8 protein-coding genes are annotated in these 12282 nt (G+C 63.4%); all 8 read right to left on the bottom strand.

Features of this window, described 5'->3' with window-relative positions; genetic code table 11:
- Nucleotides 1-10: 10 nt before the first annotated feature.
- Complete coding sequence (gene rpoC, locus BDD16_RS06840) at nt 11-4228, bottom strand: DNA-directed RNA polymerase subunit beta' (RefSeq protein ID WP_179633255.1); 4218 nt, start codon at nt 4226-4228, stop codon at nt 11-13.
- An 11-nt stretch (nt 4229-4239) separates the two neighbouring features.
- The gene (rpoB, locus tag BDD16_RS06845) at nt 4240-8367 is read right to left on the bottom strand and encodes a DNA-directed RNA polymerase subunit beta (protein ID WP_179633256.1); all 4128 of its coding nucleotides are present in this window, start codon (nt 8365-8367) and stop codon (nt 4240-4242) included.
- Between the two features lie 324 nt (nt 8368-8691).
- Nucleotides 8692-9072 carry a 50S ribosomal protein L7/L12 gene (gene rplL, locus BDD16_RS06850; RefSeq protein ID WP_179633257.1) on the bottom strand — a complete coding sequence of 127 codons (381 nt, stop codon included), beginning with the start codon at nt 9070-9072 and terminating at the stop codon, nt 8692-8694.
- Between the two features lie 54 nt (nt 9073-9126).
- Nucleotides 9127-9654, bottom strand: coding sequence for a 50S ribosomal protein L10 (gene rplJ, locus BDD16_RS06855; RefSeq protein ID WP_179633258.1), 528 nt, complete (start codon nt 9652-9654; stop codon nt 9127-9129).
- Nucleotides 9655-9959: 305 nt separating this feature from the next.
- On the bottom strand, nt 9960-10676 hold the full coding sequence (gene rplA, locus BDD16_RS06860; RefSeq protein WP_179633259.1) for a 50S ribosomal protein L1: 717 nt from the start codon (nt 10674-10676) through the stop codon (nt 9960-9962).
- Between the two features lie 2 nt (nt 10677-10678).
- Nucleotides 10679-11113, bottom strand: coding sequence for a 50S ribosomal protein L11 (gene rplK, locus BDD16_RS06865; protein WP_179633260.1), 435 nt, complete (start codon nt 11111-11113; stop codon nt 10679-10681).
- Between the two features lie 104 nt (nt 11114-11217).
- Nucleotides 11218-11784 carry a transcription termination/antitermination protein NusG gene (nusG, locus tag BDD16_RS06870; RefSeq protein ID WP_179633261.1) on the bottom strand — a complete coding sequence of 189 codons (567 nt, stop codon included), beginning with the start codon at nt 11782-11784 and terminating at the stop codon, nt 11218-11220.
- Between the two features lie 35 nt (nt 11785-11819).
- Nucleotides 11820-12203, bottom strand: coding sequence for a preprotein translocase subunit SecE (secE, locus tag BDD16_RS06875; RefSeq protein WP_179633262.1), 384 nt, complete (start codon nt 12201-12203; stop codon nt 11820-11822).
- Between the last annotated feature and the right edge of the window lie 79 nt (nt 12204-12282).

Here is a 12282-nt window from a genome sequence, read left to right on the forward strand (position 1 = left end):
CCTGCAGGCGTCAGCCCTGGGTGTCGGCGTCGGAAGCCGCGTCGGCATCCACCGCCGCCAGTGCTTCCTGCGCTTCCTGCATCGCGATGGCGCGGCGCTCGGTGTCGTCCATGGCTTCCTTGGCCTTGCGGGCCTGGTTGAAGGCCAGACCCGTGCCGGCCGGGATCAGGCGACCCACGATGACGTTTTCCTTCAGGCCACGCAGTTCGTCGCGCTTGCCCATGATGGCCGCTTCGGTCAGCACGCGGGTGGTTTCCTGGAAGGACGCCGCGGAGATGAACGAGTCGGTCGACAGGGACGCCTTCGTGATGCCCAGCAGCACGTCGGTGTAGGTCGCGGGCAGCTTGCCCTCGGCGCGCAGGCGCTCGTTCGTGTTGAACAGCTCCGAACGCTCGACCTGCTCGCCGACGATGTACGTGGAATCACCCGAGTTGGCGATCTGCACACGACGCAGCATCTGGCGAACGATCACCTCGATGTGCTTGTCGTTGATCTTCACGCCCTGCAGCCGGTAGACGTCCTGCACTTCGTCGACGATGTAGCGCGCCAGTTCCTCGACGCCCAGCAGACGCAGGATGTCCTGCGGATCGGCCGGACCGTCGACGATCGACTCGCCCTTGTTGACCACCTGGCCTTCGTGCACCAGGATGTTCTTTTCCTTCGGCACGAGTTCCTCGGCGACGCGGCCTTCCGGATCGGTGATCTGCAGGCGCACCTTGCCCTTGGTCTCCTTGCCGAACGACACCGTGCCGGTCATCTCGGCCAGCGTGCCCTTGTCCTTGGGCGTGCGGGCTTCGAACAGCTCGGCCACCCGCGGCAGACCGCCGGTGATGTCGCGCGTCTTCTGGCCTTCGATCGGGATACGGGCCAGCACTTCGCCGGGCATCACGTCCTGGCCATCGCGGACCTGGATCAGACAGCCGATGGGGAAGCCGATCGTCACCGAGTGGTCGGTGCCGGGGATCTTCACTTCCTGGCCGGCGAAGTCGAGCAGCTTGACCTGCGGGCGCACGACCTTGACCGAACCGCGGCGCTTCGGGTCGATGACCACCAGCGTCGACAGGCCCGTCACTTCGTCCACCTGCTTGGCCACGGTCACGCCTTCCTCGACGTTCTCGAAGCGCATCTTGCCGGCGAACTCGGTGATGATCGGGCGGGTCAGCGGATCCCAGTTGCCCAGGATCGTGCCGGCCTTGATCACCTGGTCGGCCTTGATGTTGAGCGTCGCACCGTAGGGCACCTTGTGGCGCTCGCGCTCGCGGCCGTGCGGGTCGGAGATGATGATTTCGCCAGAACGCGAGATCACCACCAGTTCGCCCTTGGCGTTGGTCACGTAGCGCATCGTGCTGTTGAAGCCGATGCGGCCTTCGGACTTGGCTTCGACGCTCGACGCGATCGCTGCACGCGAGGCCGCACCACCGATGTGGAAGGTCCGCATGGTCAACTGCGTGCCCGGCTCGCCGATCGACTGCGCGGCGATCACGCCGATCGCTTCGCCGATGTTGATCAGGCCGCCGCGGCCGAGGTCGCGGCCGTAGCACTTGGCGCAGATGCCGAAGCGCGTGTCGCAGGTCAGCGCGGTGCGGACCTTGACTTCGTCGGCGCCGACGGATTCGAGCAGGTCGAGCAGATCCTCGTCCAGCATCTTGCCGCTGGTGATCAGGACTTCCTGGGTTTCCGGGTGCAGCACATCGACCGCGGTGACGCGGCCGAGGATGCGGTCGCGCAAGCTTTCGATGACTTCGCCGCCTTCGACCAGGGCGCGCATCGCCATGCCGTTGTCGGTGCCGCAATCGTCCTCGATGACCACCAGATCCTGCGTCACGTCGACCAGACGGCGTGTCAGGTAACCGGAGTTCGCGGTCTTCAGCGCCGTGTCCGCCAGGCCCTTTCGGGCGCCGTGGGTGGAGATGAAGTACTGCAGAACGTTCAGGCCTTCGCGGAAGTTCGCGGTGATGGGCGTCTCGATGATCGAGCCGTCCGGCTTGGCCATCAGGCCGCGCATGCCGGCGAGCTGTCGGATCTGGGCGGCGGAACCCCGCGCGCCGGAGTCGGCCATCATGTAGATGGAGTTGAACGACTCCTGATCGACTTCCTTGCCGTGGCGGTCGATGGTCTTCTGCTTGGAGAGCTGGGCCATCATGACCTTGCCCACCTCGTCACCCGTCTTGCCCCAGATGTCGACGACCTTGTTGTAGCGCTCGCCGGAGGTCACCAGGCCCGAGACGTACTGCTGCTCGATTTCCTTGACTTCCTTTTCGGCACGCTCCAGCAGCTTGACCTTCTCCTTCGGCACCAGCATGTCGTCGATGGCGATGGAGATGCCGGCGCGCGTGGCGAGCCGGAAACCGGCCTGCAGCAGCTTGTCGGCAAACACGACCGTCGCCTTCAGACCGCACTTGCGGAACGAGGTGTTGATCAGGCGCGAGATTTCCTTCTTCTTGAGCGCCTTGTTCAGGTTGCTGAACGGCAGGCCCTTCGGGAGGATCTCGGAGAGCAGACCGCGACCGACGGTGGTTTCCACCAGCTTGGTCGAGGGGATCCAGCTCTCGCCGTCCGCACCGCGGGTGTACTCGGTCAGGCGCACGCTGATCTTGGCCGTGATCTCGACCGCACCGTTGTCCAGCGCGCGCTGGAGTTCGATGGTGTCGGAGAAGATCATGCCTTCGCCCTTGGCGTTGATGCGGTCACGGGTCGCGTAGTACAGACCCAGCACCACGTCCTGCGACGGCACGATCGACGGTTCGCCCGAGGCCGGGAACAGCACGTTGTTGGAGGCCAGCATCAGCGTGCGGGCTTCCATCTGCGCTTCGATCGACAGCGGGATGTGGACGGCCATCTGGTCACCGTCGAAGTCGGCGTTGAACGCCGAGCAGACGAGCGGATGCAGCTGGATCGCCTTGCCTTCGATCAGCACCGGCTCGAAGGCCTGGATGCCCAGACGGTGCAGCGTCGGCGCGCGGTTCAGCATGATCGGGTGTTCCTTGATGACTTCTTCAAGGATGTCCCACACCACCGGCGTGCCCGATTCCACTTCCTTCTTGGCCTGCTTGATCGTGGACGCGATGCCCATCGCTTCGAGGCGCGAGAAGATGAACGGCTTGAACAGCTCCAGCGCCATCAGCTTCGGCAGACCGCACTGGTGCAGCTTCAGCGTCGGGCCCACCACGATGACCGAACGGCCCGAGTAGTCGACGCGCTTGCCCAGCAGGTTCTGGCGGAAGCGACCCGACTTGCCCTTGATCATGTCGGCCAGCGACTTGAGCGCACGCTTGTTCGCGCCCGTCATCGCCTTGCCGCGGCGGCCGTTGTCCAGCAGCGAGTCGACGGCTTCCTGCAGCATGCGCTTTTCGTTGCGCACGATGATTTCAGGGGCCTTCAGCTCCAGCAGACGGGCCAGGCGGTTGTTGCGGTTGATGACGCGGCGGTACAGGTCGTTCAGGTCGGAGGTCGCGAAACGACCGCCGTCCAGCGGCACCAGCGGACGCAGGTCCGGCGGCAGCACCGGCAGCACCTGCATGATCATCCAGTGCGGCTTGATGCCAGACTTCTTGAAGGCTTCCATCACCTTGAGGCGCTTGGAGTTCTTCTTGACCTTGAGCTCGGAGCCGGTCATGTCGCCGCGCAGCTTCTCGATCTCGATGTCGAGATCCATCTCTTCGAGCAGCTGCTTGATGCCTTCGGCGCCCATCAGCGCGGTGAACTCGTCGCCGAATTCGCGCTTCTTGGTGTCGTAGTCGTCCTCGGACATGATGCTGAATTTCTTCAGCGGGGTCATGCCCGAATCCACCACCACATAGGCTTCGAAGTACAGCACGCGTTCGATGTCGCGCAGCGTCATGTCGAGCACCATGCCCAGACGCGACGGCAGCGACTTCAGGAACCAGATGTGCGCGCACGGGGCCGCCAGGTCGATGTGACCCATGCGGTCACGGCGGACCTTGGTCTGCGTCACTTCGACGCCGCACTTCTCGCAGATCACGCCGCGGTGCTTCAGGCGCTTGTACTTGCCGCACAGGCACTCGTAGTCCTTGATGGGACCGAAGATCTTGGCGCAGAACAGGCCGTCGCGTTCCGGCTTGAAGGTGCGGTAGTTGATCGTCTCGGGCTTCTTCACCTCGCCGAACGACCACGAGCGGATCTTTTCCGGCGAAGCCAGACCGATCTTGATCGCATCGAAGTGTTCATCCGGGGTGAACTGCTTGAAAAGGTCGAGTAATCCCTTCATGCATCTTCTCCTTAGTTGCGCTCGAGCTCGATGTCGATACCGAGCGAACGAATTTCCTTGACCAGCACATTGAACGATTCCGGCATGCCGGCTTCGATCGAGTGCTCACCCTTGACGATGCTCTCGTAGACCTTGGTGCGGCCGTTCACGTCGTCGGACTTGACCGTCAGCATTTCCTGCAGGACATACGCCGCGCCGTAGGCTTCCAGGGCCCACACTTCCATTTCACCGAAGCGCTGGCCGCCGAACTGCGCCTTGCCGCCCAGCGGCTGCTGGGTGACGAGCGAGTACGGGCCGGTGGAACGGGCGTGCATCTTGTCGTCGACCAGGTGGTGCAGCTTCAGCACGTGCATGTAGCCGACCGTGGTCGGACGCTCGAACTGGTCGCCCGTGCGGCCGTCGTACAGGTAAGCCTGCGTGCGCGTCGGGGTCAGGCCCTTCTTCGCCGCGATGTCGTCCGGGTACGCGAGCTTGAGCATCGCGCGGATCTCGGATTCCTTCGCACCGTCGAACACCGGCGTCGCGAACGGCACACCGTTGGTCAGGTTGCGCGCCATCTCGACGACTTCCTCGTCGGTCAGCTGGCCGATTTCCTCCGGACGACCGCCGGACTGGTTGTACAGCTCGTCGAAGAACTTGCGCAGCTCGGCCACGCGGGCTTCCTGCTGCAGCATGTCACCGATGCGCTGGCCAATGCCCTTGCCGGCCCAGCCCAGGTGCACTTCCAGCACCTGACCCACGTTCATCCGCGAAGGCACGCCCAGCGGGTTCAGCACGATGTCGGCGGGGGTGCCGTCGGCCATGTAGGGCATGTCCTCGATCGGGACGATCTTGGACACGACACCCTTGTTGCCGTGGCGGCCGGCCATCTTGTCACCAGGCTGCAGGCGGCGCTTGACGGCCAGGTAGACCTTGACCATCTTCAGCACGCCGGCCGGCAGCTCGTCGCCCTGCGTGAGCTTCTTGCGCTTCTCTTCGAACATCAGGTCGAAGCTGTGGCGCGTCTGCTCCAGCGAGTTCTTGATCGATTCGAGCTGGTTGGCCGCTTCGTCTTCCGACGGACGGATGTCGAACCAGTGGTACTTCTCGACGTCGGTCAGGTAGGCCTTGTCGATGACCGTGCCCTTGGCGATCTTGCGCGGACCACCGTTGGCGATCTTGCCGGTCAGCAGCTTCTCGATCCGGTCGAACGCGTCGGCCTCGACGATGCGGAGCTGGTCGTTCAGGTCCAGGCGGAAGCGCTTCAGCTCGTCGTCGATGATCTGCTGGGCGCGCTTGTCGCGCTGGATGCCTTCGCGGGTGAAGACCTGCACGTCGATGACGGTGCCCATCGTGCCCTGGTCCACGCGCAGCGAGGTGTCCTTCACGTCGGACGCCTTCTCGCCGAAGATCGCGCGCAGCAGCTTCTCTTCCGGCGTCAGCGTGGTCTCGCCCTTCGGCGTGACCTTGCCGACCAGCACGTCGCCCGGGTTCACTTCGGCACCGACGTAGACGATGCCGGACTCGTCCAGACGCGACAGCTGCGCCTCGGACAGGTTCGGGATGTCGCGGGTGATGTCCTCAGGGCCCAGCTTCGTGTCACGCGCCATGACCACCAGTTCCTCGATGTGGATCGAGGTGTAGCGGTCTTCGGCCACCACGCGTTCGGAGATCAGGATCGAATCTTCGAAGTTGTAGCCGTTCCACGGCATGAACGCGACCAGCATGTTCTGACCCAGGGCGAGTTCGCCCAGGTCGGTCGATGCACCGTCAGCGATCACGTCGCCTGCGCCCACGAAGTGGCCGCGGCTGACGATGGGACGCTGGTGGATGTTGGTGTTCTGGTTCGAGCGGTGGTACTTGATCAGGTTGTAGATGTCGACGCCGACTTCACCGGCCACCGTTTCCGCGTCGTTCACGCGGATCACGATGCGGTTGGTGTCGACGTAGTCCACGATGCCGCCACGGCGTGCCGTCACGACGGTGCCCGAGTCGACCGCCGCCACGCGCTCCACGCCCGTGCCCACCAGCGCCTTTTCGGGGCGCAGGGTCGGCACAGCCTGGCGCTGCATGTTGGCGCCCATCAGTGCGCGGTTCGCATCGTCGTGCTCCAGGAAGGGCACGAGCGAGGCGGCGACCGACACGATCTGGGTCGGAGCCACGTCCATGTACTGGATGCGCTCCGGACCGGTCAGGACCGAGTCACCCTTTTCACGGGCCGAGACCAGCTCGTCGGACAGGCGGTTGTTGTCGTCGAGCGAGGCGTTGGCCTGCGCGATGATGTACTTGCCTTCCTCGATCGCCGACAGGTAGTCGATCTGCGTGGAGGCGATGCCGTCCTTGACGCGCCGGTACGGCGTTTCCAGGAAACCGTACTCGTTGAGCCGTGCGAACAGGGCCAGCGAGTTGATCAGGCCGATGTTCGGGCCTTCCGGCGTCTCGATCGGGCAGACACGGCCGTAGTGGGTCGGGTGCACGTCGCGGACTTCGAAGCCAGCGCGCTCGCGGGTCAGACCGCCCGGGCCCAGGGCCGAGACGCGACGCTTGTGCGTGATCTCGGACAGCGGGTTGGTCTGGTCCATGAACTGCGAGAGCTGCGACGCACCGAAGAACTCCTTCAGCGCCGCGGAGATCGGCTTGGAGTTGATCAGGTCGTGCGGCATCAGGGCTTCGGTCTCGGCCTGGCCGAGGCGTTCCTTGACGGCCTTCTCGATCCGGGCGAGGCCCGAGCGGTACTGGTTTTCGGCCAGTTCGCCCACGCAACGCACGCGGCGGTTGCCGAGGTGGTCGATGTCGTCCACTTCGCCATTGCCGTTGCGCAGGTCCACGAGGATCTTGACCACGTCGAGGATGTCCTCGTTGGTCAGCGTCATCGGGCCTTCGGAGCCGTCACGGCCCACGCGGGCGTTGAACTTCATGCGGCCCACGCGCGACAGGTCGTACGTGTCGGCCGAGTAGAACAGGCGGTGGAACAGCGCTTCGACCGCGTCTTCCGTCGGCGGCTCGCCGGGGCGCATCATGCGGTAGATGGCCACGCGCGCGGCCAGCTGGTCGGCGGTTTCATCGGCCGCCAGGGTCTGGCTGATGAAGGCGCCCTGGTTCAGCTCGTTGGTGAACAGGCACTGCACGTCGCGGATGCCGGCCGAACGCAGCTTCTTCAGCAGCGTCTCGGTGACTTCCTCGTTCGCCTTCGCCACGATCTCGCCGGTGTCGGCATCGACCATGTTGCGGGCGATGACATGGCCCACCAGGAAGTCTTCCGGCACGCTGATGAACTGCGTCTCGGACGCAGTGATCTGGCGCAGGTGCTTCGCGGTGATCCGCTTGTCCTTCTCGACGACGACCACACCGTTCTTGTCGGTGATGTCGAAGCGGGCGATTTCACCCTTCAGACGATCGGCCACGAATTCGAGCTGTGCGCCCGAATCCATCAGGCGGAAATTGTCGAAGTCGAAGAAGTGCGCCAGGATCTGCTCGGGGTTCAGGCCGATGGCCTTGAGCAGGATCGTGACCGGCATCTTGCGGCGGCGGTCGACGCGGAAGAACAGGATGCCCTTCGGATCGAACTCGTAGTCGAGCCACGAGCCGCGGTACGGAATGATCCGTGCCGAGAACAGCAGCTTGCCGGACGAGTGGGTCTTGCCCTTGTCGTGCTCGAAGAACACACCGGGGGAGCGGTGCAGCTGCGAGACGATGACACGCTCGGTGCCATTGACGATGAACGAGCCATAGTCCGTCATGAGCGGTACTTCGCCCATGTAGACCTCCTGCTCCTTGATCTCCTTGACCACCTTCGACTGGTTCGTCGAGTTCTCGCGGTCATAGATGATCATCTGCAGGCGCGCCCGCACGGCGGCAGCGAACGTGAGACCACGCTGCTGGCACTCGCGCACGTCGAACGGCGGCTTGGCAATGTTGAATTCGAGGAACTTCATCTCCACGAACCCGTTGTGCGAAACAATCGGGAACGCCGAGAGGAAAGCGGCTTGCAAACCTTCTGGTTTGCGCTTCAGCGGGGGTACATCCTTTTGCAGGAAAGCGACGTAGCTGTCCTTCTGCATGGTGAGCAGATAGGGAACGTTCAGCACGCTCGCGCGCTTGCCGAAGCTCTTGCGGATTCGCTTGCGCTCGGTGTAGCTATAGGGGGTTGCTTGCGCCATCAATCACTCCGTGTCGAAGTCCACCACCGGGCCAAGGCAGCAGCTCATTCGGCCGAAAATCGGGACGACTGGCACCAGGCCTTGCGCCTGAAGCTTGGTGGCTGGCCACTACCAGCCGCTGGCGGACAACCAGGGCATTGCACCCCGGTCCGACCAAACCGGTTCTCTGCAGTCGGTTCAGAGAACACTTGAAAAAGCCTTCCAGAATAACCCGGCAGGCTTTTTCAGGTGATCTCCAAGGATTTACCCTCGGAAGCACAAAAAGGCTGGCCCTGTCGGACCAGCCTGGACAGTGATTCAGATGCGCGTGAAGCGCACGCCGAATTACTTGATTTCGGCTTGGGCGCCAGCTTCGACCAGCTTCTTGAGAGCGGCTTCGGCGTCGGCCTTGGCGATGCCTTCCTTGACGTTCTTCGGGGCGCCGTCGACCAGGTCCTTGGCTTCCTTCAGGCCGAGGCCCGTCAGTTCGCGCACGGCCTTGATGACTTGCACCTTCTGTGCGCCGGCCGACACCAGCACGACGTTGAATTCGGTCTTTTCTTCAGCGGCCGGAGCAGCAGCGCCGCCAGCGGCACCGCCACCAGCCACGGCGACCGCAGCAGCGGACACGCCGAACTTCGTTTCAACGGCCTTGACCAGGTCGTTCAGTTCCAGGACGGTCATCGTGTCCAGGGCTGCCAGGAATGCGTCTTTGTCGAATGCCATGATGGGCTCCTAATTCAGTGAAATCGAGAAAACAGGGTTGAGGCCGGGTCGGACTCAGGCCACAGCAGCTTCGGCAGCGGGAGCCTCTTCGGCACCGCCAGCCTTTTGCTTGGCCACTTCGGCGACCACGCGGGCGAAGCCGGAGATCGGGGTCTGCAGCAGGCCCAGCAGCTGGGCCAGCAGGACTTCCTTGCTCGGCACGTTGGCCAGCGCCTTGACGCCGTCGACGTCCAGCGCCTTGCCACCGTAGGCACCGCCCTTGATGACCAGCTTGTCGTTCGTCTTGGCGAAGTCGGAAACGACCTTCGCGGCTGCCACGGCGTCTTCGGAGAAGCCATAGATCAGCGGTCCGACGAACAGGCTCTCAGCGGCTTCAAACGGCGTTCCGGCAACGGCACGGCGGGCCAGGGTGTTCTTCAGCACGTGAAGATACACACCCTTTTCGCGCGCGACCTTGCGCAGAGCATCCAGATGAGCGACGGTGAGGCCACGGTACTCGGCCACGGTCAAGGTCTGTGATTTCGCCGCCTGGGCGATCACTTCCTCGACAACGGCTGCTTTCTCGTTGCGATTGAGACTCAAGGTCCACTCCTTCAAAACGTGTCCGTTGCGCGTACGCTCGGGACACACCGGGTTCAGCGACCTTGCCGTTCAGGAGCCCGTGTCACCACGGGAACAACCTTTGCGGCGGGTGCGCCATCTGCGCTGGCCGGGTCTGGCCGGGTCGGAACCCGGACTTCGCCAATTAAGAGCCACCCGCACCGGAATTCCGGGGGGCATCTCGCCAGCGGTCTTCGATGACCTGGACGGCTTGCACCGTCCAGCCCACCAAATGCTTGCGGAATGCCTGCGCCAGACTCGCGCAGGCTCCGGATCTTGCGATCAGATCAGTTCTGGCTGGTGCCCATGCCGGCGGTGACGCTGGCGATGTCCACGCGGACGCCCACACCCATCGTCGACGAGACGGCGACCTTGCGCAGGTAGACACCCTTGCTCGATGCCGGCTTGGCCTTGTTCAGCGCTTCCAGCAGTGCTTGCAGGTTGCCCTTGAGCTTGCCGTCCTCGAACGAACGGCGACCGATGGTGCCGTGGATGATGCCGCCCTTGTCGACGCGGAACTGGACCTGACCAGCCTTGGCGTTGCGCACGGCGGTGGCCACGTCAGCGGTCACGGTGCCGACCTTCGGGTTCGGCATCAGGCCGCGCGGGCCCAGGATCTGGCCCAGCTGACCGACCACGCGCATCGCGTCCGGCGAGGCGATGACCACGTCGAAGTTGATGTTGCCGGCCTTGACTTCAGCCGCCAGGTCGTCCATGCCGACCACGTCCGCGCCAGCAGCACGGGCTTCGTCCGCCTTGGCGCCTTGCGTGAACACGGCCACGCGCTTGGTCTTGCCGGTGCCGTTGGGCATCACGACAGCGCCACGCACCACCTGGTCCGACTTCTTGGCGTCCACGCCGAGTTGCACGGCCACGTCGATGGATTCATCGAACTTGGCGCTCGCGCATTCCTTCAGCAGGCCCAGTGCGTCATCGATCGGATACAGCTTGGTCGTCTCGATCTTGCCTTGCAGCGCCTTTTGACGCTTCGTCAGCTTTGCCATGATCAGACCCCTTCCACGTTGATGCCCATCGAGCGAGCCGAACCCGCGATGGTCTTGACAGCGGCGTCCAGATTGGCGGCCGTCAGATCCTTGACCTTGATCTTCGCGATCTCTTCCAGCTGCGCACGGGTCAGCTTGCCGACCTTCTCGACGTGCGGGCGGGCCGAACCACGTTCGATCTTGGCAGCCTTCTTCAGGAGGGCCGTTGCCGGCGGGCTCTTGATGACGAAGGTGAACGACTTGTCGGCGAAGGCGGTGATGACCACCGGCAGCTTCATGCCGATCTCGAAGCCCTGCTGCGTCTGTGCGTTGAACGCCTTGCAGAACTCCATGATGTTCAGACCGCGCTGACCGAGAGCGGGACCGATCGGGGGCGAAGGATTGGCCTTGCCTGCCGGAACTTGCAGCTTGATGAAGCCGACGATTTTCTTTGCCATGATGGCTCCTCGAGTTCAAGCGCCTGCCACTGGAGCAGGCTCCTCGTCATGTGAGATATGCGGGCACACCATGCACCCGCCACCCGGTCCGACGCCGTGAAGCGTCAGACTTTCTCGACCTGGTGAAAGTCGAGTTCCACTGGGGTCGCACGACCGAAGATCGTGACGGACACCCGCATCTTGTTCTTGTCGTAATTGACGTCTTCGATGGCACCGTTGAAGTCGGTGAACGGACCATCCTTGACCCGAACGACTTCGCCGACCACCCATTCCACCTTCGGACGGGGCTTTTCGGTGCCCTCCTGCATCTGGGTCACGATCTTCATGACCTCGTCTTCCGAGATCGGCGACGGGCGATTCTTCGCGCCGCCGACGAAGCCGGTGACCTTGCTCGTGTTCTTGACCAGGTGCCAGGACTCGTCGTCCATCACCATCTCGACCAGCACATAGCCGGGGAAGAAACGACGCTCGGTGACCGACTTCTTGCCGTTCTTCATCTCGACCACTTCTTCGGTCGGAACCAGGATGCGGCCGAACTTCGCCTGCATGCCGGAACGGTCAATGCGCTCGCGCAGATTGCGCTCCACGGCTTTTTCCATGCCCGAATAGGCATGCACCACATACCAGCGCATCGGCACGGCAGCGGGAGAAGTGGACTGGATATCGCTCATCTTGAAACCTTGCTTGTACAGCGTCACACCCGCGATCAACGCTTCCAGCCGAGGATCAGGTCATACAGGACCCATTCGAGGGTCTTGTCGGTCATCCACAGGAACAGCGCCATGACCACGACGAAGGCGAAGACGTAGCCCGTCATCTGCCCGGCTTCCTTGCGGGTCGGCCAGACAACCTTGTAGAACTCCTTGACCGACTCGCGGCCATAGGCGATCAGTTCCTTGCCGGGCTCAGAACCGAAGAACGCTGCCACCGCCGCGCCCAGCAGCAGCAGCAAGGCCGCCCACTGCGCGTAGGGCCCCTGTGCGGAGAGCAGATAGAACGCCACCAAGCCGCCAAGCAGCAGCAGACCCGCAGCAATCAGCCGGGTCTTGTCAGCATTGGTGGAAACAGTTTCGACTTGCGGAGCGGTCATCACATTCACTTCGTTCGGGGTGGGCGTATCGCAGCCATTGCACTGCGCGCCATCGTCGAACCCCACAAGCGGGAAAGCC

It is taken from the genome of Sphaerotilus montanus, from assembly GCF_013410775.1.
GTDB lineage: Bacteria > Pseudomonadota > Gammaproteobacteria > Burkholderiales > Burkholderiaceae_C > Sphaerotilus > Sphaerotilus montanus.

Bases quoted from the DNA above. Each gene is read 5' to 3' on its own strand.
- rpoC (WP_179633255.1), bottom strand. From the start codon at position 4,228: ATGAAGGGATTACTCGACCTTTTCAAGCAGTTCACCCCGGATGAACAC.
- rpoB (WP_179633256.1), bottom strand. From the start codon at position 8,367: ATGGCGCAAGCAACCCCCTATAGCTACACCGAGCGCAAGCGAATCCGC.
- rplL (WP_179633257.1), bottom strand. From the start codon at position 9,072: ATGGCATTCGACAAAGACGCATTCCTGGCAGCCCTGGACACGATGACC.
- rplA (WP_179633259.1), bottom strand. From the start codon at position 10,676: ATGGCAAAGCTGACGAAGCGTCAAAAGGCGCTGCAAGGCAAGATCGAG.
- rplK (WP_179633260.1), bottom strand. From the start codon at position 11,113: ATGGCAAAGAAAATCGTCGGCTTCATCAAGCTGCAAGTTCCGGCAGGC.
- nusG (WP_179633261.1), bottom strand. From the start codon at position 11,784: ATGAGCGATATCCAGTCCACTTCTCCCGCTGCCGTGCCGATGCGCTGG.
- secE (WP_179633262.1), bottom strand. From the start codon at position 12,203: ATGACCGCTCCGCAAGTCGAAACTGTTTCCACCAATGCTGACAAGACC.